The following is a 24048-nucleotide window of genomic DNA, read 5'->3' as shown; positions in this document are numbered from 1 at the left end:
TGATGGACTACAACTGGAATTGGGGCGTCCTTTTCCAAGAGCCGTTCTTCGAATGGCTGGTGCTCGGCGTGCAGTGGACCTTCGCGGTGGCACTGGCGGCCTGGGTGATCGCGCTGGTCGTCGGTGTCGTCGTCGGCGTGTGTCGGACGCTGCCCAATCGATTCGTCGCCGCGCTCGCGACCGGCTATGTCGAGCTGTTTCGCAATGTCCCGCTGCTAGTGCAGATGTTCCTCTGGTACTTCGTCGTACCGGAGCTGGTGCCCGACGATGTCGGTCGCTGGATGAAGCGTGACATGCCCAATCCGGAGTACGTCACCGCGGTCATCGCGCTTGGACTCTATACCGCGAGCCGGGTGGCGGAGCAGGTTCGCGCCGGCATCGAGTCGGTCGGGAAGGGCCTGTCGAGCGCGGCCCATGCGAATGGCTTTTCAGTTGCCCAGACGTACCGCTATGTGCTGCTCCCGATCGCGTTCCGTCTCATCGTGCCGCCGCTGACCTCCGAGTTCCTGACGATCTTCAAGAATTCCTCGCTCGCGTTGACGATCGGTCTGCTCGAATTGACGGCACAGAGTCAGCAGATCGCCGAGTATACCTTCCAGGGTTTCGAGGCCTACACGGCCGCCACGGTGATCTACGTCGCGATTGCCCTGATGGCGACGGTGCTGATGCAGGTGCTCGAACGTTACACCCGCATTCCGGGCTACATGGGTTCGAAGTAAGGCCATGTCTGGATTCGATTTCAACGTCATCTGGGACAACCTGCCATTCCTCTGGGAGGGGCTGCAGCTTTCCCTGCTGCTGACGGTGCTCGCGATCCTCGGCGGAATCGTTCTGGGAACACTCCTGGCGTTGATGCGCCTGTCGGGCTTTCTGCCGCTGTCGCTGTTCGCCGCGGGCTACGTGAACCTCATCCGTTCGATTCCACTGATCCTGGTGATCTTCTGGTTCTACTTTCTGGTGCCGTTGGCAATCGGCCGCCCGATCGGCAGTTTCTACTCGGCGCTGATCGCGTTCGTATTGTTCGAAGCGGCCTACTACTCCGAGATCATCCGGGCCGGAATCCAGTCGGTGCGCAAGGGCCAGGTGCATGCAGGCCAGGCAACGGGGCTCGGCTACTGGCAGATTCAGCGTTTCATCGTTCTGCCGCAGGCATTCCGCAACATGATTCCCATCCTCGTAACCCAGGGGATTATCCTTTTTCAGGACACCAGCCTGGTCTTTGTCGTCTCGCTCAGGGACTTCATGACGGTGTCTTCGATCGTCGCCCGGACAGAGGGACGATTGGTCGAAATGTACGTTTTCGCAGCGCTGGTTTACTTTGTGATCTGCTTTGCAGGGTCGCTATTCGTCCGACGGCTTCAGAAGGCTCGACCGGCATGATTGAAATAAGAGATGTCTCTAAGTGGTACGGAGATTTCCAGGTGCTCGCCGACTGCACGACCCATGTGGAAAAGGGCGAGGTGGTCGTGGTCTGCGGGCCTTCGGGATCCGGCAAGTCGACACTGATCAAATGCGTCAACGGACTGGAGCCTGTGCAGCAGGGATCCATTACGGTGGAGGATGTCGAGGTCACCGCGCGGCGTACGAACCTGACCAGGCTACGTGCGCGGATCGGCATGGTATTTCAGCACTTCGAGCTCTACCCGCACCTGACCGTGCGCGACAATCTTTGCCTGGCGCAGCAGAAAGTGCTCAAGCGCAGCCGCGACGAAGCATCGGCCAAGGCCGAAGCACTGCTCGAGCGGGTGGGTCTGTCGGACCACATCGACAAGCATCCGGGAGCGCTGTCGGGTGGGCAGCAGCAACGCGTCGCAATCTGCCGTGCGTTGGCGATGGATCCCGTTGCCATGTTGTTCGATGAACCGACCTCGGCGCTCGACCCCGAGATGATCAATGAGGTACTGGACGTCATGGTAGGCTTGGCAAGCGACGGCATGACGATGATGGTCGTGACCCATGAGATGGGTTTCGCTCGCAAGGTGGCCGACCGCGTGGTGTTCATGGATGGGGGCCGCATCGTCGAGGACAGGCAGACAGAGGTGTTCTTCAGCGCCCCCGAGAGTCCGCGTGCGCAGGATTTCTTGAGCAAGATCCTCAATCACTGACAGCAGGCCCGACCGTATCAACCGCGTGCCGACCGGCGATGCTCCGTTGGAGCGGACCGCCGGCGTTGACGAACCTGTATATCATCGGGCGTAACCGTAAATGATCGTTGACGGCACAAGCGGTTGGATGTTGTTGCTTGCCGCCTCCGCGTTTGTGCTCGGTGGCCTCGTCAAGGGCGTGGCAGGTTTCGGGCTGCCGCTCGTCGTCATCTCGCTGACGTCGACCTTCATGCCCATCGAGGTCGCGCTGGCGATCAACGTCATCCCGCCTTTCGTGCTCAATCTCTGGCAGATGGGTGGGGCGCAGGGCGCAGCAGCGACCTGGAAGCGATACTCGCCCGTGCTGATCGGTCTGCCGATGGGCATCGCGATCGGTGCGGTGTTCGCCGCTGTGTTGGACGCCAGCTGGCTGGTCGGTGCGGTCGGTGCCGTGACCCTGGCTTTCTGTCTCAGCGAGTTCGCGGGGTGGCGGTTGCAGCTTTCTCCTGCACAGGTCTCGCCTGCGGGTCTGGCGACCGGTTTCGTGTCCGGCTTCTTTGGCTCGCTCACCACTGTCACGGGCCCTCCTTTGGTGATGTATCTACTCGCCGCGAAAGCCTCGCCGGAAACATTCAGATCCGCGCTCGGCCTGTTCTTCCTTGTCGTTGGCTTCATGCTGACGCTGGCTTTCGCATCCATTGGCTTTCTGTCGCCGCCGCTCGCGCTGATTGGGGTGCTGATGGCGGCGCCGGCCGCTGCCGGGATGTGGCTCGGCCGGCGTCTGTCGAAACACGTGGATGCCAGCCTGTTCCGCATGATCGTGCTGATGCTGCTGGCGATACTTGGCTTGAATCTGCTGAGGCGGGCGGTCTTCGCCTGATCCCCCAGGCAGGGTCGCCGCCTCGTGGCCGGTGTCTTCTCCACGCGGTAGCACACAGCCGGGCAAGGCCGCGGATCAACCGGTAAATTGCGTCTCCGGCAGCCTCTTGGCGACCCCCGCAGTAACCGTAAAGGGTGATAATGGACCCACCCGGACAACCTGAGCCGCAACCGCATCGATGCAGGGCAGGGTTCCCTGCCCGGTCAAATCCCATGCACGCGTCAGACGATCAGACCTTCCGTTTCAGACGTTTCTCGGTACGCCAGAGATCCGCCGCGATGAAGGTGTGCACGGTGGCCACGCTGTTCGGCGCCATGGCACCCATACGCGGTGGCGAGCGGGTCTTGGATATTGGCACGGGTACCGGACTGCTGGCGCTGATGGCTGCGCAGCTGGGTGCAGGACGGATAACCGCGATAGAGATCGACCGCGACGCCTGTGCGGAGGCCGCGCACAACGTTGCCTGCAGCCCATGGGCGGAGCAGATCGACTGTGTGCCCATGTCCTTCCAGGCATTCAGCACGAGTCCGTCGGGTCACTTTGACCTGGTCATCAGCAATCCGCCATTTTTCGAGCGACACAGCAAGACCCGCGATGCCCGCCGCCGCAACGCGCGGCACTCGGACAGCCTGCCGCATGAGGAGCTGATCGACGGTGTGCAGCGGCTGTTGTCGGCGCATGGACTTTTCTACGTGCTGCTGCCGAGCCACGCCACCGACAGGTTCATACGGCTCAGTCGACACAGTGGCCTCGAGTGTATGGGGCAGACCGACCTGCAGCATCGCGCAGACAGCCCGATCAGGGTGAGCGCCCTGACCTTCGCCCGTCACGCCCGGACCTCCCGGCGTGAAACGCTCGTCATCTACCGGGAAAGACGCGAATACACCCCTCGAAGCACGCACTACCTCAGGCCGTTTCTACTGAGGTTCGCGAACGAGTAGGTTCGGCTCGGACTGCTCGGGCCGAACCTACGGAGCGGCTACTTGCCGCGCCACACCACGCTGTACAGATCATGCCGCCGATCGCGCAGGTTCTGTACGGTGCCGCCGTTGCGTGCCATTTGCAGCGTGGTTGGGCGGAGGTCGGCAAAAGCCACCATCTCGGCATTCGGCGTGGTATCGGCCGCGATCCCGTCGCGCGAGAACGGGAAGTCGCAGGGTGTGAGTATGCAGCTCTGCGCGTATTGGATATCCATGTTGGCCACACCCGGCAGGTTGCCGACATTTCCCGACATGACCACGTAGAACTGGTTCTCCACCGCGCGCGCCTGACAGCAATAGCGCACTCGCAGGTACGATTGCCGCTCGTCGGTACAGAAGGGTACGAACAGTATCTGTACCCCCTGGTCGGTGAGATGGCGCGCGAGTTCGGGGAATTCGGAGTCGTAACAGATCAGCACGCCGATCGGTCCGCAGTCGGTCTCGATCGCGTTCAGTGAACTGCCGCCCTCGATGTTCCACCAGTAGGCCTCGTTTGGCGTCGGATGGATCTTTGGCTGTTCGTGGATCGAACCGTCGCGCAGGAACACGTAGGCGATGTTTTCGACCCGCCCATTGGGCATATGCGTGGGATGCGAACCACCGATGATGTTGATGTTGTAGCGGATCGCCATGTCACGCAGCGCCTCTTTGAAACGGGGCGTATGCCGGCTGAGTGCCTCGATCGACTCCGCCGGATTGAGTTCCTGGTCTTCGATCGACAACAGCTGCAATGCGAACATCTCGGGGAAGACAACGAAATCGCCTTTGTAGTCGGCGACTACGTCGACGAAATACTCGACGAACGACAGAAACTCCTCGAAAGACTTGACCCGCCGCTGCATGTACTGCACCGCGCCAACGCGCACAGTGTCCTGTGACCGCCCACCGTAACGTTTCTCCGGGCCCGATGCCTCGTCCTGCCTCACCTTCGGATTGCGCCATACCATGTGCATGCCAAAGCCCAGTGACTCACGATCGGCCGGCAGATAGTCCCGGAGGATGCCGATGACCTCGAAACCGTTCCGCATCTGGAACGACAGCACCGGGTCGCGCTGTTTCTTCTGCTTCACCTGCTCGACATAGTCCTCGATAGTGGCAAATCGCTTCGCTCGTCGGGACCAGCTTGGCAGCCGTCCGGCGAAGACGATTCCCTTCAACCCGAGCGATTGGCAGAGTGCCTTGCGCTCGTTGTACAGGCGTTGGCCGATGCGGTATCCCCGGTAGTCGGGATCGACGCATACCTCCATGCCGTACAACCAGTCGCCCTGGGGATCGTGCCTCGATGCATAGCCATTGCCGGTGATCTCGGCCCAGTTGTGTGCCTTCAGACCGATCTCCTGCCGTATGCGGAAGGTCGCGCAATGACCGACCACGTCTTCGTTGACCACCGCAACGAACTGCCCGTCGGGAAAGTTGTTGATCTGCCCCTTCACAGGGCCTTCGGTATAGGGCGCAATGCCGGTCTTGCCGTATACCTTTTCGTTGAGGCGAACAATTGCCGGGATATCGCTTGCCGTTGCCTTGCGGACCCACAGGCGGCTGCGGGGATTGTCCAGCGCGTTGCTCGAGTCTTTTTCCGACATTTTCTTACTCCCGAGTTGAATAGTCTGCCCAGCCCTGCAGTTTATCGCGGGACCAAGTAGGGACGGAGCATTTCCCCGTGTTGTTGAGTAGCAGCGCGAACATCGACCGAGTCGGCGGCCGCCGGGATGTCATCCTCGCTGGGGTGTTCGCCCGGCTGCCCGGCTTCGCCCGGTCTCTTCTCGACCGCTGCTCGTCGGTCAAAGCCTGAAACCCGGGGGGAGGGTCTGAATGTGCAGATGGCGGTCATGTCGAGAAACAACACGAATCTTTCACATGGGTCGGCAACGTGGTCGCCGTTGTCGTACTCGTTCGCATCACGCCAACGCTCGCGTGACCGCGGGAGGATTTCGCCCTGCGGTAGTCTCGACCGCAGCGTTTACAAGGACGTGGAACATGGGGGACCAAGCAATATGGAAATAAAACAGTTCGTTACAAGTTTGTTTTGGCCGGTGACGACCGAGGTGGGCGATGCCCAGCTTGGCGCGGAGAGAGAAGACGGATCGCTGGGAACTGGCTGGCCGCAAGTCCGCGTCCAGGATCGATGAACCGACCCGCATGACGGTGACACGAGTGTGCGATGATGCAGCCGTTTTTGGGCTGGCAAAGAAGCTGGGTCGCGGTGTAAAGGCCGGGGGGCGGAAGGCCATATGCCGCGCCTACGGCTACGTGGTCGAGACAGACTTGGCGAAAACTGGAATTCGATGCCATGAGCGAAACAGGCGAAAAGCGGGTCAATCTGAACATCAACGGCAGGTCGATTGCCGCTCCGGAGTCCCTGTCCGTAATCCAGGCGTTATGGCACTCAGGCTACCCAAGGGTGAAGAGCATCGGCTGCCTGCAGGGAGTCTGCGGCTCCTGCCGGGTGATGGTGCGCCGTGCCGACAGCCATGAGGTGAAGATGGCGTTGGCCTGTCAGCTGCTGGTGGAAGAGGGTATGCAGGTCAGCTTCCTGGTTTTCCCGAACCCGACCCACCATACCTATGAGCTCACCGGGATCAGGAACTCCTGGGAGGTCCAGGCGAGGTTCCACGAGATCTTTCCCGAAGCCGACCACTGTCGCCATTGCGGTGGCTGTGATGTCTCCTGCCCGAAGGGCATCCAGGTGGAGCGCGGTGTGGAGCTGGCCGCCAAGGGGCGCTTCAGCGAGGCCGGCGAGCTGTTCATCGAGTGTGTGATGTGCGATCTGTGCATGACCGCGTGCCCGGAGCACATCTCGCCGAACCACGTCGGGCTTTTCTCCCGCCGGGTCAGCGCCTATTTCCACATCCGTCCATCGAACCTGATCAACCGCCTGGAGAAACTGCGCAAGGGCGAACTGCAGGTCGACATCGAGCAACCTGCCCGGGACCAGCCAGCATGACCCAGGGCATCCCCTACGGCGAGGCACTGGCGACCTATGCGCCGTGCGAGTTCCGTGAGCCCAGTACGGACGCGACCGCCACCGAGACGCTGCTGCGCGGCTTTCATCCCGATCACATCGCCGGCTCCATGGCACAACTGCGCATCGGCCCCAATGCCGGCGACACCTGTCACACTGAACTGGCCCGGCTGCTGCAATCGGACGGACGCATCGATGAGGCCGACCTGGCTGGCGCCCAAACGGTGGAGACCGACGTGCTGGTGATCGGCGGTGGTGGGGCCGGTTGCGCTGCGGCGCTGACCGCGGCCAAGCGCGGCGCGCGGGTAATGCTCGCGACCAAGTTGCGCCTCGGCGACAGCAACACGGTGATGGCAGAAGGTGGCATCCAGGCCTCGGTGGAAAAGGGTGACACCCCGCAGATGCACTTCGAGGACACCATCAAGGGCGGCCATCACCATGTCGACAAACCCCTCGCCGCGCAGATGGTGATGGATGGCCCCGACGTGATTCGTTGGCTGATCCAGCAGGGCATGCAGTTTGACGTCGACAAGTACGGCGACCTGCTCACCCGGCGGGCCGGCGGCACCTCTGCGCCACGGGTGGTTCACTTTCGCGACTATACCGGCCTGGAGATGATGCGGGTGCTCCGCGAGGCGGTGAGCAACAGCAATATCGAGGTGCTCGACTATAGCCCCACCGTGGAGCTGCTCTCCAACGAAAACAGCCATTGCGCGGGCGCGGTGATTTCTTCCCTGAAGAACTGCAGCTATACGCTGGTGAAGGCCAAGGCGGTGATCCTCGCTACCGGCGGAATTGGCCGCATGCACCTCAACGGCTTTCCCACGTCCAACCACTTCGGCGCCACTGGCGACGGGTTGGTGATGGCCTACCGCCTGGGCGCAAAGTTGCGCGACCTCGATTCTTTCCAGTACCACCCGTCCGGACTGGCTTACCCGCAGCACCTGGCGGGCACCCTGATCACCGAGGGTGTGCGTTCGGCCGGCGCCTACCTGCTCAACGCCCACGGCGAACGCTTCGTGGATGAATTGATGCCGCGCGATCACGTCGCCGCCGCTATCATCCGCGAGTGCAGCGAAGGGCGCGGCATCCGCGTCAACGACGACAGCGTCGGTGTCTGGCTCGATACCCCCGGGCTGGAACTGCGCAACCCCGGCATCCTGCAGGACCGCTTCCCCAAGCTGCTAGAGCTGGGACGCAAGGCGCAGGTGGATCTGGTGCAGAAACCGATGCTGATCTATCCGACCTTGCATTATCAGAACGGCGGTGTGGTGATCGACGTGCACGGCCGCTCGACCGTGCCTGGGCTGTACTGCATCGGCGAGGTCACCGGCGGCATCCATGGCAGGAACCGTCTGATGGGCAACTCCTTGCTGGAGATCGTCAGCTTCGGCCGGCGTGCCGGTAGGCATGCGGCGGAACATGCCCACGATCGCCCTCATACCAAGATCTCCATCGAACACCTGAGCGACCTGCGCCGTGCGCTGACCCTGGCCGGCCTGCCGATGGACGAGGAGGGCCCGCTGTTGTTCCCCAAGTACGCCAAGTTCGATACCGACTCCGACTACGACGGCCTGCACCGTACGAAAAAGGTATGAGTCCATGTCAGTACTGAACCAGGTATTGCTGCATCCGAAGCAGCGGGTCGGCGCCGATTTCGATGCGTGGCGGGCCGGCGGTGGTGGGGAGGGGCTGCGGGTTGCGCTGGGCAAAGAGCCGGCGGAGATGATCGCGATGGTCCGAGACGCCGGCCTGCGTGGCCTTGGCGGCAGCGGCTATCCGACTTTTCGCAAGTGGGAGTTCCTCGCCGGCCAAGGCGAAACCGGTGACAGATACCTGATCGTCAACGGCAATGAAGATGAGCCCGGCACCTTCAAAGACCGCATCCTGCTGGCCGAGACTCCCCATCAGGTGATCGAAGGGGCGGTGATCTGCGCCATCGCCTGTGGCATCAACCACGTCGTGTTCTACATCAACCCGGACCTGACGACGGCCTTGGCCGCCATGCACGCCGCGGTCACCCAGTGGAGGGACTCCGATCTTTACTGCGCTCTAGTCAAACACCTGCGGCGGCCGGTGGAGCTGCGCGTGATGGCATCGTCCGGGTACTACATCGGCGGCGAGGAGACCGCTGCCATCGAGTCGGTGGAGGGCAAGTTTCCCTTTCCCAGACACAAGCCCCCGTATCCAGCCGAATCCGGTGTGCATGGCCTTCCGACCTTGGTCAACAACGTTGAAACACTGGCCAACGTTTCGCACATCATGCGCAACGGCGTGGAATGGTTCCAGCGGATGGGACTGGGCGCTGCCACCGGCACCAAGATCTACTGCCTCAGCGGCGACGTGCTACGACCCGGTGCCTATGAGCTGCCGATGGGCACTCCGTTGAAGGAACTGATCTTCGACCACGGCGGTGGCATGCTGGTGGGCCTGAAACTGAAGGCCATCTTCACCGGTGGGCCCTCCAACACCATTCTCACGCCGAAGGTTCTCGACGTGCCCCTCGACTTCGATTCGGTGGCCGAGCGGCGCTCCGCGCTGGGTACCGGCGCCATGATCGTGGTATCGGAAGGAACCGGCATCGTCAAGCGGGTCACCGAATACGTCAACTTCTTCGCCGACAACTCCTGCGGCCAATGTCCCGCCTGCAAGACCGGCACCTATTACATCTCGCGCCTGCTCAGCCGCATCGATACCGGCAACGGCAGTCGTTCCGACCTGGAAACCCTGATCAGTCTCTGCCAGTTGCTGCCGGGGGCGGGCCGCTGCCAACTGCTGGACGGCGCGGTCAAGGTCGTCGACAGCTCGCTCTATCACTTCGGCAGTGAATACGAGAAGGCGGTCCAGTTGCGCCACAGCCGCTGACCCCGAATCATTGCGGGACCGCGTGCAGCGGTCTGCAAGGATGGCGCGCTCATTTACCGGCAACAGGTAGCTCCTCGTCCGTTACCTCGATGCGCAGCGCGTAATCCAGCGCGCTGCTCACGCCCTGGCCGGTGAAGGTGCCGCTCACCGGCATGGTGTCTTGCGGATGAGCGGCAGCGGCGACGGTCACGTGGGTATCGGCGATCGCTTCGCCGTGCGTGGGATCGAAACCCCGCCAGCCGGCACCTGGTAGATAGACCTCCGGCCAGGCATGCAGGTGGCGTCGCTCGCTTCGCAGGTTGCCTTTCTGGTAACCGCTGGCAAAACGGGCAGCGACCCCTTCTGCTCGGCAGCAGTCGACGAATAGCATCGCCAGGTCCCTGCAGGCACCCTGGCGGGTTTGCAGTGTGGTGGCCGGGGATTGCGGGCTGCCCATTTCGCGATGGATGTGGCTGAAGTCGGCGAACAGTGTGCGGTTGAGGCGATCGATGAAACGTAGCGTGTCACGGTCAACCGCCAGACTAAGCTCGGCAGCGAAGGCTGTGACGGCGTCGTCGGCCTCGATGCGCTCCAGGTAGGCGCGTGCGCTGATCACGTCATGCGAATGACCGATGGGTAATGACGTTGCCTCAGGGTTCAGGATGAAGTCGAAGGGGTTGCGCCGCAGGGTTTCCACTCGCATCGTGAGGGTGATTGCCAGGTGATCGGTATCGGATCCGAACCAGACCTGGGACACCCGGTTGCCCTCGAGATCGATGTGATCGTTGCGGCCCAGCGGCGTCGGAGAGATCTCCAGGTGATGTGCGAGGACACGCTGTGCGCCATCATCGCGGGGATGAAAACGCAGTTCGTGCGGACTGAGTCGCACCGGCTTCGAGTAGCGGTACTGCGTGTGATGCCGAATGTTGAATCGCATTCTGCTGGTGCCCCCCGGTATGCGGTGTGTTCGAACAGTACAGGGTAATCCGCTCGATTGACGCAAGGTCAGCGGCGAAGCTGCGCAACTTCGATCGTCTGCGTGCGTGCATAGACCGGCGGCCCGGATTGGCTGTAGACGGCGATGTCCGCAGCGTCGCGGCCTTGACCTACTGCAACACAGTCGCCATGCGTGCCGACCTGTGTCGCGTCGATAGGATGCCAGCGGCCACCCACACAGGCCTCGAACCAGGCGTGCGGGTCCATTGGCCCTGGCGGGTACCGGCAGCCCACGACCATGCGTGCCGCGATGCTCATGCGTCCAGGTGGCGCCATGTCCGGACGGGCCTGGTCACGCCCATCCCTGTGCGTCTGGCATTGACCTCGGACGCTGACAGGGGCCGATCGCTTCCGCCAGGTGGGTCGTCGTCGCGCGCCGCAGCTAGGGTGAACGATGTCCCATTACCCGCCTGGTGGAGATGATGCTCCACGATGACGGCGGGCGATCCGCACGATCAGGTCGATTGCGCAGGCCGCCCAGGTGCCGTCTGATTGGCCGAAGCTGGCTGGGCCTGCGCCGTTGGATAGGGACGCCGATCAGATGTAATAGGTCGCGAGTGGTGGAAAGCCGTTGAACTCGACGGAACTGTAACTCGTCGTGTATGCGCCAGTGGAAAACCAGTACAGTCGATCTTCGATCGAGAGATTGAGCGGCAGCGCGTACTTGTGATCCTCGTACATGACATCGGCGCTGTCACAGGTCGGCCCGGCCAGTACGACCTCTTCGAGCTCGCCCTTCTTGTCGGTCCATACGGGAAACTTGATCGCTTCGTTGAGTGTCTCGATCAGGCCGGAGAATTTGCCGACGTCGGTGTAGACCCAACGATTCAGTCCGGTGCGCGACTTGCGTGAGATCAGCACGATCTCGCTGACCAGGATGCCGGCATTCGATATCAGCGACCGACCCGGCTCGATGATGATGTGCGGCATGTCTTCGCCGAAGTCCTCGTGCAGATAGCGCGCAATCTCACTTGCGTAGGTGGCGAGATCGTTGGTGCGAGTGGTGTAGTTGGCCGGGAAGCCGCCACCCATGTTGATCATCTTCAACTCGATACCGTCTTCGTCGCGCAGGCGTTCGAAAATGACCTTGACCTTGGCTATGGCAGCATCCCATGTGCCGATATCACGCTGCTGCGAACCGACATGGAACGAGACGCCGTAGGGTTCCAGCCCGAGGTTTCTGGCCATGATCAACAGATCCATCGCCATGTCGGTCTGGCAGCCGAATTTGCGTGACAACGGCCAGTCTGCGGTCTGCGTGCCCTCGGTCAGGATCCGCACATAGACGCGCGAGCCCGGTGCTGCCTTGGCGATGTTGCGCAGGTCGGTCTCGGCGTCGGTCGCGAACAGGCGAACCCCCTTTTCGTAGGCGTGGCGGATGTCGCGGCTCTTCTTGATGGTGTTGCCGAAGCTCAGGCGGTCGGCCGTTACACCGAGCCCCATGACCTTGTCGAGTTCGTAGACCGACGCGATATCGAAATTCGCACCCTTGTCGCGTAGCAGCGTGATCACCTCCACCGATGGATTGGCCTTCACGGCATAGTAGACGCTGGCGAAAGGCAACGCGGCGACGAGTTCGTCATACTGGCGCTGGATGGTGGCGGTATCGACGATCAGGCACGGCGTCGGGAGCGTGTCGGCCAGCGCCTTGATGCGGTCGAACGTGGCTTGGTCGTAGAAATCGGTGATGACGGGTAGCACGGAAGCGCGGGCTCCGGAGAGTTGGTAAACGGACGCGCGATAGTAGGACGAAGGCGGGCCAATTCCTAGTGTTTCGTCGCAAATCAGGCACTTCGAACCCTGCGGGAGAGAGGCCCGGGTAGCCTGGATCCTCGCGGCGGTGGTGGAAAACGACGGATGGCTGTCGCGAACCGGACCGGGGCTAGACGCGGAACGTCTGATGCCGCTGGTAGGGCGGAACGTCGCGGAATGTCAGGAAAAAGTTGGCCGCCACCGAGAGCCGGGTGCGCTCGGACGAGTGCGGGGTGACTTCGTGCCACAGGTAGGAGGGGAAGAAGATCATCGTGCCGGGACGCGGAAACACTTTCGCGTGCTGGTGCCAGCCGCCGCACAGCGAGGCGTTGAAACGGGGGTCGTGCAGGATCAGCGCACCCTCCTCGGGGCGCCAGTACTCCGAAACGGATTCGTCACGAACCAGGGTTGGGCGATCCGACGGCTCGGCATGAACGTAGTACACGGCCGAGATATGCGATACGTGGTTGTGTGACGGCACATAGTGGCCCTTGGGCGCCACATTGGGAAACAGCTGGTAATCCAGGTCGAATTCTCCTCTCCAGCCGATCTCTTCGCAGTACGTGCCGAGGCCATCCAGGAATATCGCATCCAGCTCGGTAAACGCGGGTTCTTCCGCGGCAGCAAGCGCGACCAGATCGTTCTGGTCAGCGGTCTGCGCCTGGTCGTCACGGCTGAATCGCGGGTGGGACTCGAAGTAGGCGCGCAGCCGGTCGTTCATATCCGGTCGGCTGACATCGAAAAGGAGGATGGGTGTTGCGAAAAGGTCGTGGCGGGTGAACGCCAGGCGGTCGCTTTCTGCACTCATTGCCGCATGTGGTGAAGGCCGGTTTACCGTGGCACGATACCACATCTTCGAAACCGACAGGCAGCGCCTCCGGCCACCGCTGGAGCGGCGGGCGGGTAGGTGTGACGTGATGCGGCGATTGGGTGGGAGTTTGCAATGTTCAAGTTCGTACGCGTGATTGCCGGTGCCGACAACGAGTATCAGCGGCACCTCGATGGCGTGAAGCAACTGTTCGCGCGCGTCTTTCCGTTCAACGCGCCCTATCTGGATAAACTGGAGGCCTACGCCGCCGGTCAACATCCCTCCGGCGCCGAGTCGGTATTGATGGCGGCCACCGGTCCGCGTGGGAACGTCATCGGTTTCACCGTGACGTTCTATTTCGCCGACCTCAAGGCAGCCTACCTCGACTACCTGGCCAGCGATCCGGGTCGGGCCGCACGCGGCATCGGCGGGGCGCTGTACGAAACCATGCGCGAAGACATGAAGGAGCGCGGGGCGCGACGCCTGTTCCTGGATTCATTGCCGGACGATCCTGGAGACAACGTCGATTCGACGTTGTTGGCTGCGAATCGCAAGCGGATGGCGTTCTACGAGCGGCTGGGTGCCCGGCCAATCATCGGAACGCGGTACGAGTGGACCGTCACCGCCGCCAACCTGGGTGATCCGAACATGCTGCTGCTCGACAATATGGGGGAGGGGCGGCCGCTGTCACGCAAGCGCCTGGCCGACGTCTTCCGCCGGATCATGCTGGCGAAGGTCGGGCTCGCCGCCGACGATCCCCAGGTGGTCGAGATCGTTGCATCCATCAAGAACGACCCGGTGAGCCTGCGTCCGCCGCGCTATCCATTCCCCAAGCTGCGCGAAATCCCCCCCTTGAGTTCACCTATCGACCTGGTCGAAACGGGCGGTGCCGATGACATCCCGCATTCGCCGTTCAAGGGCTACTACGAGCGGCCTGCCAGGGTTTCGGCGATCACCCGTGCGCTGGAAGACCTGCCACTGCGTCGGCACGCCGTCGAGGATTTCGGGATGTCGCCGATCCGCCACCTGCACGATGGACGCATGGTCGACTTCCTCGAGGAAAGCGCGAAGCGCCTGCAGCCCGGCCAGATCCTCTATCCGGAGATCTTTCCACTCCGCTATCCTGAAAGGCTGCCCGAAAACTGGGCCATGCGTGCGGGGTATTTCTGTATCGACACCTCGACGCCGATCACCGCCACCGCTTTCGCCGCTGCCCGTCGTTCCGCGAATGCCGCCATGACCGGCGCAAAACTGATAGCCGAGGGTCGATCACGCATGTGCTACGTCGCCGGTCGTCCCCCGGGCCACCATGCAGAGCGGAGGGTGTTCGGTGGGTTCTGTTATTTCAACAATGCTGCGCTGGCCGCAGATCTGTTGTCGCGTGATGGCAGGGTGGTGGTTCTCGACGTCGATCAACACCACGGCAACGGTACACAGGATATCTTCTGGGAAAGGTCAGACGTTCTCACTGTTTCGCTGCACTGCAATCCATCGCACAGTTACCCGTTCTTCGCCGGCTTTGCCGATGAGAAGGGAATGGGCGAAGGCGAAGGTTACAATCTCAATGTCCCGCTCGAACCGGGTACCGACGACCAGGTGTACCTGAAGGCCCTGGACAAGGCCTTGTCCGCTATCCGTCGATTCCGGCCTCGGGTGATGGTCGTGTCACTCGGGGTCGACATCATGCGCGGGGACCCGACCGGTTCTTTCCTGATCACGCCGGAAGGCATGCGTCGCATCGGTGCTGCGATCGGTTCTCTGGGCCTGCCCGCGCTGGTTATCCAGGAAGGCGGCTATCATCTGCAGAATATCCGGCGCGGTGTCCGAAGCTTTCTATCCGGCCTGGCGGTGCCGCTGCTCGGCGAGCCGTTGAAATCTGAGGGCAGCGGTTGATCGGCCACCGGGCCGTGCAGGACCCCCCGGGTCGGGCGGCGCAAACGCGGATGGGCGGGGGCCGCAGGCGCGGTCAACATTCGGTCATGCTGACTGCCAGTCCACCCAGCGAAGTCTCCTTGAACTTGTGGGACATCTCCAGGCCGGTCTGCCGCATCGCCGCGATACAGGCGTCGAGTGGCATATAGTGTTGTCCGCTGCCGTGCATCGCGAGCGATGCCGCAGTGAACGCCTTGATCGCGCCGAAGCCGTTGCGTTCGATACAGGGGACCTGAACCAGCCCCTTGACCGGATCGCAGGTCAGGCCGAGATGGTGTTCGAGTGCGATCTCGGCGGCGTTTTCGACCTGTTGCGGCGTCCCGCCGCGCACCGCGCACAGGCCGGCAGCCGCCATCGATGCCGCCGAACCGACCTCGCCCTGACAGCCCACTTCGGCGCCCGAAATCGAGCTGCGGTGCTTGATGATCCCGCCGATCGCCGCCGCGGTGAGCAGAAACGTCTCGACCTGTGCTTCGGTGCCGCCTTCGTGGACGAGCAGGTGGTACAGCACTGCCGGGATCACGCCCGCCGCCCCGTTGGTCGGTGCGGTCACGACCATGTGCCCGGCCGCGTTTTCCTCGTTGACCGCCATCGCGTACGCGCACAACCAGTCGTTGACCGTCGCGCGTTGCGGGGCGGCGACCAGCTGATCATGCAGTGCCTTGGCGCGGCGCGGCAGATTCAAGGCACCGGGCAGCGTGCCCGCTGCCGTCAGGCCGTTGTCCACGCAGCGACGCATGGCCTGCCAAACCGTTGAAAGGCCATCGGCGAGCGCGGCCGGTGACTGGCGCCTGTGCTCATTGGCGCGTTTCATTGCCGCGATATCGAGGCCGCTGTCGGTGGCCATGCGCAGCATCGACGCGGCCGAGTCGAACGGGTACGGAAAGTCGTCGGTGGCCTCGGTCTTCAGCGGTGCGACGACGTCGCTGATCTCCGCCAGTGTGCTGATGAACCCGCCGCCGATCGAAAAATAGGTCTCCGCCAGCCATACTGCACCGGACGGGTCGCGCAGTTCGAAGACCATCCCGTTCGGGTGCTCCTGCAGTGGCTCGCCAAGGTCGAACACGATGTCGGTGTCGGGGGAGAAGCGGACCGGCTGGGTGTCACCGGGGTCGAGGTGCGTGGTTTGCCAGACGCGGCTGGTCAGGGCCTCGACATCTTCGTTTGCCAGCTGTGCCGGGGTGAACCCGTGCAGGCCAAGCGCCACTGCACGGTCGGTCGCATGCCCTTTGCCGGTGTAGGCGAGCGATCCCTTGAGTGTGCAGTGCACGCCGGGTTCGCGCTGTTGGGGATGGCTCGCCAGGTAGTCGCGGACACGCCCGAGAAAATCGCCTGCCGCGGACATCGGGCCCATCGTATGCGAACTCGACGGGCCAATCCCGATCTTGAACAGTTCCAGTACACCGATAAACATCGAACGAACCGCCTCGCCGTCGACCGCAAGGGCCGTGCGCAACCACGTCAGACCCTGATCATAGATGCCAGACCCGGACCTGCTCCAGTGTCGAGCATTCAGGCAACGGCAGGCCAATCCGTCAGGGATGACATCAGAAATGCCCGAAAGTTACCTGCGCACCCCATCCAGGCAGGCACGGCAAGAGGAATGCTTCGCGCCATGCGGAACGCAGTGGCCGCATCGACCACGGTGTCACGGGCCGTCCCGATCGCAGATGTTCACGTATGCCAGTCGGTCTGATCCGTTGCCGGCCCTGTCGCACGGTTGGGTGCATGAGCAACCCGTTGCAATGCGGGTCGGTTCGCAATCCCCGGGAGCGCCAACGGCCGTACACCCAACGAGTCCGGATCAAGCCGGCTTCTGGTCGTAGCTGGCCAGCAGCTCCCGCAAGGCCAGTTCCTTGTTCGCAAAGAAATGATCCCGACCACATTCGTCGACCAGGCCGGTGCGCTGCAGCGTTGAAAGCACCTGGTGTTTAAGGCCGCTGAAGTGCAACTCGATGCCGGCTGCGTGCAGCTGCTTGCCCACTTCGCGGATCTTCTCTTCACCCGAGGCATCGATCTCGTTGATACTGCTGCCGATGATCACGATGGCCTTGCACTGTGGAAAATCGGCGATCACATCCAGTACGGCGTCTTCGAAGTAGGCGACGTTGGAGAAGGTCAGTGATCCGTCGAAACGCACCGGGACCACGGACTGGCTGATCGGTGTCAGGCCATGTGCCTTGATGCCACCCAGGGTGCCGTCGGGCTTGCGTGCGACAATCTCGGCACGTGGCTTCATGCTCTTGACCAGGAACACGACCAGGGTCAGGGAAATGCCGAGCAGGATGCCATTGGCGATCGCGGGTGCCATCGCCAGTGTGGCGAAGAAGGTGATGAAGCCGATCATCGAGTCGGTACGATTGACCTTCCAGGCATGTACCAGTGGCGCCACCCGTATCAGTCCGAAGACCGCCATCATCACGATTACCGCCAGTACCGATTGCGGAAGCGCATACAGGTACGGGGTGAAGAACAGCAGTACCAGAACGACCGCCAACGCGCTGACGATGGCAAAGAGCCCGGTCTTGGCGCCGGTTCTGGCCGCCACCGCGGACCGCGAGAAAGACCCGCTGACGGTGTAGGAACCGAAGAAGCTGCCGGCGATATTGGCCAGGCCCTGGCCAATCAGCTCCTTGCTTGCATCGATGCGCTCCCCGGTCGTGGTTGCGATGGCCTTGGAGATCGAGGTGGCCTCCATGAAGCCGATCAGCGCCATCACGATGGCCGCCGGCAGCAAACCCAGCATAGCGCTCCATTGCAGCTCCGGCGGCGCGAACGTGGGCAGGCCGGTCGGTATTTCGCCAACCACCGCTCCGCCTGACGACAAGGTGACGATACCGTCAGCAATACCGGTGAAGCGCCACGCTTTGCCGTCGCCGCTGATCCCGCTCGGCACCTCTCCGTAGGGGAAAAACGCCAGGCCTTCGGCGGTTTCCGCGCCCTCCAGACGCAGGCGGTGCAGTTCGATCAGGCGTTTGTTGTTCTGCGCCTTGAGCAGGGTGCGTTCGTGTTCGAGCGGCCGAATCGCCGCGCCGATATCCGCTACGCGCGTGATGCTGTCCAGGCCACCTTCACGTTCCAGTCGGGTGATCTCGCGGTTGATGCTGGAGATCTGCAGGGTAAGCCGGTCGATGCGCTGCATGACGGCGGCGTAGGTCTCGATGACGTCCACCTCGGGTGGTGACTGGACCTGCGACACCGGTACCGATGTCTTCTTCTCGAAACCGACCAGTGCCGAGACCAGGGTCGTCAGCAGTACCGCGACCAACACGCCTGGCAGGCGTGGCGCAAAGCGCTTCATCCCGACGATCAGGCCGTAGGCGCCGATCGCGAACGCCAGGGTTGGCCAATGGGTGGCGCCGACCTGACCGACCACGCCCCACAGGTCGGCCAGATAGAAGTCTGAGCGCGGGAAAGGCACGCCAATGATCTTGCTGAGCTGCGACAGGCCGATGATGAGTGCCGCCGCATTGGTGAAGCCGACGATCACCGGGCTGGACAGCAGGTTGACGATGGCGCCGAGTTTGAACAGGCCGAGTCCCAGGCGCAGTACCCCGACCATCAGGGCCAGCATGATCGACAGATGGATGAAATCGATGCTGCCCGGACTGGCGAAAGGGGTCAGCGCGGCCGCCGACATCAGCGACAGCATGGCGACCGGGCCGGTATGCAGCTGGCTGGAGGATCCCCAGAGCGAGGCAACGATCACCGGCACGAACGAGGCATAGAGGCCGTATACCACCGGAAGGCCGGCGAGCTGGGCGTAGGCCATGCTTTGCGGAACCAGTATCAGCGCCACAGTGATGCCGGCGAGCAGATCGGCGCGGATGCCCGCACGGGTCATCGGAAACCAGCGCAGAAACGGAAACACGGTTTGTAGACTACTCATGGCAAGACTCTCGCAGCGACACTGCCGGCCGCGGGCGTTCCCAGCGTCGTTGGGAGCGAAACACCAGCGAATGGTAAGAATCTCGCGAACGCGGGACCATTCGACAAAGCAAAGCCTTGCTATAGATGTTTGCCTATGTTCTCGACGGTGTTCATCTACGAGGACGGCACTGCAGGCGGGTGTTGCGGCGCTCGATCGCGTCGTGGGCTTGAAGACCCGCGCGTCGCGCTGGGTCGTCGCGATCCAGCGGTTCACGATCTGCGTTTGATTCAGCCGCAACCGGGCGGGGGGCCCATAGTGCGGCGTCGTTGCCGGAATACATTGGAAGTGTGCGGGCGTTTCCGGCCGTCCGAAGAGTCCTTCCCGTTGTCGACGACGTCTGTCTTCGATCCCTGGATCGGAAAAGACGGCCGGCGAATCCCACCCGGACGCGCCGCTGGCCGGACCTTCTGCCGGGGTGGTCAGTGGCGGTGACGATGGTGCAGATCAGGATAGTGTGGATGTGCGTGGACGAGGGGTTCGTGGGCGTGCTCATGGGTATGGGGCTCCGTTCCATCCCATGAGTCACCGTGCTCGTGCTGGTGGTGTTCGTCGTGCCGGTGCACGTGGGCATGAACGAGATGTTCGTGGTGGTGAATATGGCTGTGACGCTCGGTGACGTGGAGCCAGACGCCGATCATCATCATGACGGTGGCCAACCAGAAGGCTGAGCCGGGTCGCTCGGCAAGGATGAGCAATGCCAGGGCTGCGCCGAAAAAAGGTGCGACCGAGAAGTATGCGCCGGTCCTTGCGGTGCCCAGATGGCGCAGGCTCCAGACGAACAGCGCGAGGCTGATTCCATAGCCGAACAGCCCCAGGACGGGGGCGGCTACCAACGCCGCCGTGGACGCGGGCTGCCAACCGGTCGACACGGCAAGCAACAGGTTGACGCTGCCAGCCACCAGTCCCTTGATCCCTGCAATCTGCCCCGGATCGCTGGCAGATACCCGCTGCGTGAGGTTGTTGTCGATAGCCCAACCCAGACAGGCCGCGATGATTGCCAGGGCGCCAAGTGGTAGCCCGCCCTCGGGTGCGCCCTCCCACGAGAGCAGCATGCCCCCGCCGGCGATCAGGGTGAAGCCGATCGCGATACGCCTGTCGACATTCTCGTGAAAAACGAACCAGGCGAGCAGGGCGGTGAAGACACCTTCCAGATTGAGCAGCAGCGACGCCGTGGCCCCGGATGTCCGTTCGAGTCCCGACAGCAGCAATATCGGAGAAACGACGCCGCCGGCGAGAATCGCGCCCGCCAACCAGGGCCAGTCGGCGCGCGCAAGCGGTACCTCGTGCGCAGCCGGGCGCAGAAACAGGCGGCTGCGTGCAAACCGCCAGGCCAACAATCCAGCACCGGACCCGAGGTAAAGCAGTCCTGCCAGCGCGACCGGGGGTACTTCGGACACAAGGATCTTCGCCACCGGCGTGCTGAGACCAAAAAGCAATGCTGATGCGAGGGCAGCGACGATCGGGTAGCGCATAGTGCTGGCGGCGATCCTGTGGCTGGCGGTAGCACCGACCCTTCGGATTTTCCCCGGTACATGGAAAGAACTCAATCGAGTCGGACGCGCTACCGGGAGTGACTCGTCGACGTATCCACCGATGCGCGGCGCTCTGTCACTGTCGGGCGCGCCAGGCGACCTTCCCCGCCTGTCGATCTCATTCCATGGCGGCGACGCGGTGCGCGAAGCGCTCGACCTGTTGCCAGTCGGTGAACTCGACGACAGCGTTCGGGTCCGTAGGCCCCTTCGTGATTTTCATGATCAGCCGGATGATCAGTCGATCCCAGAAACCGTAGGCCGGGTAGTTGATCTTGCCGGCAAACACCTCGACATGCCTCGGTCGCCATGGGATCTGGGTAAGGAAGCGTTTGACGTAGGGATTGGATTGCGGCGTGCTGCGTTCCGGTTTGCGCGCCACCGCGTTGACCGAGAAGAATGCATTCGGCCTGCTGTCGAGTGCCGCCACGTTGGCCTCGATGAAGGTGTACACAGACCTGGCGTGTTTGCCATAGCGGATGCTTGCGCCGACAACGATCCTGTCGAAGCGATCGAGTGCGGCGGGGTCTGCGGTTTCGATCGGCACCACGGTGACGCGGTGGCCGCCGGATTCGAGGACCTCCCGAATACGCGCGCAGATACTGCGGGTGTGACCATCGGTGGTCTGATAGAGGATCAGGATACTCGCCATGATGTGCTGCAGGGACGACTCCACGCCAATCATACGACGCCCGCAACATCGGCTGCCATTCGGACCAGTCCGTACCAGGCAAGGTCACGGCACGCGGTGATCCGATAGCGCGTCGATGGTACGGGTGTGATTGGCGAAAGCGCCAATGGGCGTGCAGTCGGCGCGCGATTGCCCAGGATTCAATCTGTCGCCCGGCAGGCCGCTATTTCTTATGAGCAAGGCTTCAAGCGCGCCGGGCCTGTCGCGACTCGCGAGATCGCACCCGACCGGAGCAAGCGCATCCAGGAACGCAGATCAGATGCACGCAAAAAAGACACCCCTCAACCGCTGGTTCGTCGTGGTCGGCGCCGTTCTCATCCAACTTGCACTCGGTGCCATCTATGCCTGGTCCGTGTTCACCGCCGAGCTGACTGATCCGGCGGGCCCTTATGCCTTCAGTGCCAGCGAAACGGCCTGGGTCTTTTCCGCGGGGCTCGCGACCTTTGCCATCGTGATGGTCCTCGCGGGGCGCTGGCTGCCGCGCACCGGGCCTCGCCCGCTGGCTGTCGCGGGTGGGCTGCTGCTGGGTGCCGGCTATGTGCTCGCGGGTCTGTACGGCAGCGGGTTCTGGGGCCAGCTGGTTTTCATCGGACTGATCGGCGGCGCAGGCATCGGACTCGGATACGTCGTGCCGATCGCGGTCGGCGTCAAATGGTTCCCGGATCGCAAGGGGTTGATCACCGGCCTGGCCGTGGCCGGGTTCGGCTTCGGCGCGACGATCTGGGTGAAGTTGGCGGGTTCATGGTTCGGCGGCCTGCTGAACACGGTCAGCCTGGGCGGATTGCCGGGCCCGCAGAGTGTTTTCCTGATCTACGGTGTGATCTTCGCAACGTTGGTGCTGCTTGGCAGCATCGTGATGGTGAATCCGCCGGAAGACTACCGGCCCTCGGGTTGGGTGCCATCGGCGCCCAGGGACGGAAACGCGCATGGGGCGACCGACTACAGCGCCAGCGAGATGTTGCGCTCGCCGCAGTTCTACGTGCTTTGGACGGTCTTCATGTGCTCGGCACTGGCCGGGCTGATGGTGATCTATTGCATCAAGCTGTTCGGCATCGACGCCCTGCAGCACCACGGCATCCTCGATGCCGGTGCAATCACCGGTACCGCGATGGCGTGGTACGCGATCTTCAACGGTATTGGGCGTATCGCCTGGGGCAGCGTTTCCGACCGCATCGGGCGCAAACACGCGATCATGCTGATGACCCTGCTTCAAGGTGCGACCATGCTGATGACCTATCACGTGTTCATCACGTTCGGCATGGAACACGGATTCGTCGTCGTCGCGGCGCTGATCGGTTTCAATTTCGGCGGCAATTTTGCGCTTTTTCCCGCCGCCACGGCCGATTACTTCGGTAATCGCAACGTGGGTACCAACTATGGCTGGGTCTTCACGGCCTACGGCATCGCCGGCATCGCCGGGCCATTGCTGGCGGGCCATTTCAAGGATGCAGCGCAGGGGGCGGCCATACCCGTCGTATGGATGACGCCCTTCATCATTGCCGGTACCGCCTGCCTCGTCGCAACCGCGATCATTACGTTCTCGGAACGTCCGAAACGCGACCCACGGATGCTGGCCCAGCATGGCTGATCTGCATGCTTCACGCTGGCGACGGCCTCGCCGGTAGATCTCCGGCACCTGTTCGGCTTCGAGGATAACGCGAGCCAAACCTGTCGGGCCAACCGACGACATGGCGGGGTGCGCTGTGGCTGGACGGGCTTGCGCCGGGGGGGCGCCCGGTGATCGCGGCGGGGTGCAGCACCGTCCCATCCGACCGGCCGCGTGTCATCTGTCCAGTGCCATCGACAGCCACATCAGGCGGCAGGGGTGAGGCTGTCAGCGTCTGAACTTGTGTGTATCCTGGCAACAAGGAACACCAAGCGCTGTACCAGACCGTCTCCCAAGGCCGTATCCGGGTAACTGTCGTCGACAGAGCACCAATGCGACATGAGTCAGATGATGCCTGATTACCTCAAACGTCTCGGCGGCCTGTTACTCGCGTTTGTCGGCTGTGCCTCGCACGCGATGGAACCCGTCAAGGTGGTGCTGGAGTTCGAGCCCGACCCCGTAAACGGCCGCTACCTGTTCGAGATCTGCGCACGCTGCCACCTCCCCGAGGCCTGGGGCGACAATGAGGGCAATTACCCACAACTCGCCGGTCAGCACATCAACGTGCTGATGAAGCAGCTGCTGGATATCCGTCGGGGTCACCGCGAAAACCCCACCATGCTGCCTTTCGTGCAGGAGCGTACGATCGGCGGCTACCAGAACCTGGTCGACGTGGTGGTATACATATCGACGCTGCCGATGGCTCCGCGTCACTCGCAGGGGCCCTGGCCCGAGGGTAGCCCGGAGTACAAGGAAGGTATGAAGCTCTACCAAACCCACTGCAGCGGCTGCCACGGTGTGTCCGGTGAGGGCGACAACGCCGCCTATCATCCCCGCCTGCAGGGTCAACACTTCAGCTACATGAAACGTCAGGCGCTTCAGGTGCGCGAGGGGCTGCGCGAAGTGGCCCCGGCGATGGCCGCTATTCTCAAGGCGCTCTCCGCCGATGATCTGGAACGGGTGCTGAACTACATCTCCTATCTGCCGGTCCCCAAAGAAGACCTGGCTCCCAGCTCGGAATGGCGCAACCCCGACTTCGAGTAAGGTGAACCT

Annotated in this window: 19 protein-coding genes; 11 read left to right on the top strand and 8 right to left on the bottom strand. The window is 62.7% G+C overall.

The window, feature by feature from the left end; all coding sequences use genetic code 11:
- Positions 1-2 precede the first annotated feature (2 nt).
- The 5 genes from H6955_07795 to H6955_07775 all read left to right on the top strand — a co-directional run bounded on the left by H6955_07795 (position 3) and on the right by H6955_07775 (position 3905).
- Positions 3-719 carry an amino acid ABC transporter permease gene (locus H6955_07795; GenBank protein MCP5313444.1) on the top strand — a complete coding sequence of 239 codons (717 nt, stop codon included), beginning with the start codon at positions 3-5 and terminating at the stop codon, positions 717-719.
- 4 nt (positions 720-723) lie between these two features.
- Positions 724-1380, top strand: coding sequence for an ABC transporter permease subunit (locus tag H6955_07790; GenBank protein MCP5313443.1), 657 nt, complete (start codon positions 724-726; stop codon positions 1378-1380).
- Entirely contained in the window at positions 1377-2105 is a 729-nt protein-coding gene (locus tag H6955_07785) for an amino acid ABC transporter ATP-binding protein (protein MCP5313442.1), read from the top strand. The genes H6955_07790 and H6955_07785 overlap by 4 nt, the downstream gene beginning before the upstream one ends.
- Before the next feature lie 100 nt (positions 2106-2205).
- Positions 2206-2964: a sulfite exporter TauE/SafE family protein gene (locus tag H6955_07780; protein ID MCP5313441.1), complete on the top strand. Its 759-nt coding sequence runs from the start codon at positions 2206-2208 to the stop codon at positions 2962-2964.
- 212 nt (positions 2965-3176) lie between these two features.
- Entirely contained in the window at positions 3177-3905 is a 729-nt protein-coding gene (locus tag H6955_07775; protein MCP5313440.1) for a methyltransferase, read from the top strand.
- Between the two features lie 38 nt (positions 3906-3943).
- On the opposite strand, the gene H6955_07770 is transcribed toward H6955_07775, so the two are convergent.
- Entirely contained in the window at positions 3944-5527 is a 1584-nt protein-coding gene (locus H6955_07770) for a GNAT family N-acetyltransferase (protein ID MCP5313439.1), read from the bottom strand.
- A 707-nt stretch (positions 5528-6234) separates the two neighbouring features.
- Between H6955_07770 and H6955_07765 the strand changes: the two genes are divergently transcribed.
- From H6955_07765 to H6955_07755, 3 genes are read left to right on the top strand one after another with little or no spacing between them, the layout of a single operon-like run.
- A complete protein-coding gene (locus tag H6955_07765) occupies positions 6235-6888 on the top strand; it encodes a (2Fe-2S)-binding protein (GenBank protein MCP5313438.1) in 654 nt (217 codons plus the stop codon).
- Positions 6885-8504 (top strand): FAD-binding protein, encoded by a 1620-nt coding sequence (locus H6955_07760; protein MCP5313437.1) that lies wholly within the window; start codon positions 6885-6887, stop codon positions 8502-8504. Before H6955_07765 ends, H6955_07760 begins: the two co-directional genes overlap by 4 nt.
- 4 nt (positions 8505-8508) lie before the next feature.
- On the top strand, positions 8509-9771 hold the full coding sequence (locus H6955_07755; protein MCP5313436.1) for an SLBB domain-containing protein: 1263 nt from the start codon (positions 8509-8511) through the stop codon (positions 9769-9771).
- A gap of 49 nt (positions 9772-9820) precedes the next feature.
- Here the strand turns inward: H6955_07755 and H6955_07750 are convergent, their stop codons facing one another.
- The 3 genes from H6955_07750 to H6955_07740 all read right to left on the bottom strand — a co-directional run bounded on the left by H6955_07750 (position 9821) and on the right by H6955_07740 (position 13306).
- On the bottom strand, positions 9821-10687 hold the full coding sequence (locus H6955_07750) for a transglutaminase family protein (GenBank protein ID MCP5313435.1): 867 nt from the start codon (positions 10685-10687) through the stop codon (positions 9821-9823).
- A 596-nt stretch (positions 10688-11283) separates the two neighbouring features.
- Positions 11284-12447, bottom strand: coding sequence for a type III PLP-dependent enzyme (locus H6955_07745; protein MCP5313434.1), 1164 nt, complete (start codon positions 12445-12447; stop codon positions 11284-11286).
- Between the two features lie 181 nt (positions 12448-12628).
- Positions 12629-13306: a hypothetical protein gene (locus H6955_07740; protein MCP5313433.1), complete on the bottom strand. Its 678-nt coding sequence runs from the start codon at positions 13304-13306 to the stop codon at positions 12629-12631.
- A 135-nt stretch (positions 13307-13441) separates the two neighbouring features.
- Here H6955_07740 and H6955_07735 point away from each other — a divergent pair, with 135 nt between their 5' ends.
- Positions 13442-15199, top strand: coding sequence for a histone deacetylase family protein (locus H6955_07735; GenBank protein MCP5313432.1), 1758 nt, complete (start codon positions 13442-13444; stop codon positions 15197-15199).
- Between the two features lie 73 nt (positions 15200-15272).
- Here H6955_07735 and H6955_07730 read toward each other — a convergent pair whose 3' ends face one another.
- The 4 genes from H6955_07730 to hemG all read right to left on the bottom strand — a co-directional run bounded on the left by H6955_07730 (position 15273) and on the right by hemG (position 21350).
- Positions 15273-16652: an L-serine ammonia-lyase gene (locus H6955_07730; GenBank protein MCP5313431.1), complete on the bottom strand. Its 1380-nt coding sequence runs from the start codon at positions 16650-16652 to the stop codon at positions 15273-15275.
- Between the two features lie 390 nt (positions 16653-17042).
- Positions 17043-19127, bottom strand: a complete 2085-nt coding sequence (locus H6955_07725; protein ID MCP5313430.1) for a SulP family inorganic anion transporter — start codon at positions 19125-19127, stop codon at positions 17043-17045.
- 461 nt (positions 19128-19588) lie between these two features.
- Entirely contained in the window at positions 19589-20641 is a 1053-nt protein-coding gene (locus H6955_07720) for a DMT family transporter (protein MCP5313429.1), read from the bottom strand.
- A gap of 178 nt (positions 20642-20819) precedes the next feature.
- A complete protein-coding gene (gene hemG / locus H6955_07715; protein MCP5313428.1) occupies positions 20820-21350 on the bottom strand; it encodes a menaquinone-dependent protoporphyrinogen IX dehydrogenase in 531 nt (176 codons plus the stop codon).
- 298 nt (positions 21351-21648) lie between these two features.
- Between hemG and H6955_07710 the strand changes: the two genes are divergently transcribed.
- Both H6955_07710 and H6955_07705 read left to right on the top strand, forming a co-directional pair.
- The gene (locus H6955_07710) at positions 21649-22977 is read left to right on the top strand and encodes an OFA family MFS transporter (GenBank protein MCP5313427.1); all 1329 of its coding nucleotides are present in this window, start codon (positions 21649-21651) and stop codon (positions 22975-22977) included.
- A gap of 369 nt (positions 22978-23346) precedes the next feature.
- Positions 23347-24039, top strand: coding sequence for a c-type cytochrome (locus tag H6955_07705; GenBank protein MCP5313426.1), 693 nt, complete (start codon positions 23347-23349; stop codon positions 24037-24039).
- Positions 24040-24048 lie beyond the last annotated feature (9 nt).

Source organism: Chromatiaceae bacterium, from assembly GCA_024235395.1.
GTDB lineage: Bacteria > Pseudomonadota > Gammaproteobacteria > Chromatiales > Chromatiaceae > Thiosocius.
This window is presented reverse-complemented; position numbering and strand designations above follow the sequence as displayed.

Excerpts from the sequence above, each read along its gene's own strand:
- H6955_07740 (MCP5313433.1), bottom strand. The coding sequence starts at position 13,306 with ATGAGTGCAGAAAGCGACCGCCTGGCGTTCACCCGCCACGACCTTTTC.
- H6955_07725 (MCP5313430.1), bottom strand. The coding sequence starts at position 19,127 with ATGAGTAGTCTACAAACCGTGTTTCCGTTTCTGCGCTGGTTTCCGATG.
- H6955_07705 (MCP5313426.1), top strand. The coding sequence starts at position 23,347 with ATGCCTGATTACCTCAAACGTCTCGGCGGCCTGTTACTCGCGTTTGTC.
- H6955_07760 (MCP5313437.1), top strand. The coding sequence starts at position 6,885 with ATGACCCAGGGCATCCCCTACGGCGAGGCACTGGCGACCTATGCGCCG.
- H6955_07785 (MCP5313442.1), top strand. The coding sequence starts at position 1,377 with ATGATTGAAATAAGAGATGTCTCTAAGTGGTACGGAGATTTCCAGGTG.
- H6955_07710 (MCP5313427.1), top strand. The coding sequence starts at position 21,649 with ATGCACGCAAAAAAGACACCCCTCAACCGCTGGTTCGTCGTGGTCGGC.
- H6955_07750 (MCP5313435.1), bottom strand. The coding sequence starts at position 10,687 with ATGCGATTCAACATTCGGCATCACACGCAGTACCGCTACTCGAAGCCG.
- H6955_07775 (MCP5313440.1), top strand. The coding sequence starts at position 3,177 with ATGCACGCGTCAGACGATCAGACCTTCCGTTTCAGACGTTTCTCGGTA.
- H6955_07765 (MCP5313438.1), top strand. The coding sequence starts at position 6,235 with ATGAGCGAAACAGGCGAAAAGCGGGTCAATCTGAACATCAACGGCAGG.
- H6955_07790 (MCP5313443.1), top strand. The coding sequence starts at position 724 with ATGTCTGGATTCGATTTCAACGTCATCTGGGACAACCTGCCATTCCTC.
- H6955_07795 (MCP5313444.1), top strand. The coding sequence starts at position 3 with ATGGACTACAACTGGAATTGGGGCGTCCTTTTCCAAGAGCCGTTCTTC.
- H6955_07720 (MCP5313429.1), bottom strand. The coding sequence starts at position 20,641 with ATGCGCTACCCGATCGTCGCTGCCCTCGCATCAGCATTGCTTTTTGGT.
- H6955_07770 (MCP5313439.1), bottom strand. The coding sequence starts at position 5,527 with ATGTCGGAAAAAGACTCGAGCAACGCGCTGGACAATCCCCGCAGCCGC.
- H6955_07735 (MCP5313432.1), top strand. The coding sequence starts at position 13,442 with ATGTTCAAGTTCGTACGCGTGATTGCCGGTGCCGACAACGAGTATCAG.
- hemG (MCP5313428.1), bottom strand. The coding sequence starts at position 21,350 with ATGGCGAGTATCCTGATCCTCTATCAGACCACCGATGGTCACACCCGC.
- H6955_07730 (MCP5313431.1), bottom strand. The coding sequence starts at position 16,652 with ATGTTTATCGGTGTACTGGAACTGTTCAAGATCGGGATTGGCCCGTCG.
- H6955_07755 (MCP5313436.1), top strand. The coding sequence starts at position 8,509 with ATGTCAGTACTGAACCAGGTATTGCTGCATCCGAAGCAGCGGGTCGGC.
- H6955_07780 (MCP5313441.1), top strand. The coding sequence starts at position 2,206 with ATGATCGTTGACGGCACAAGCGGTTGGATGTTGTTGCTTGCCGCCTCC.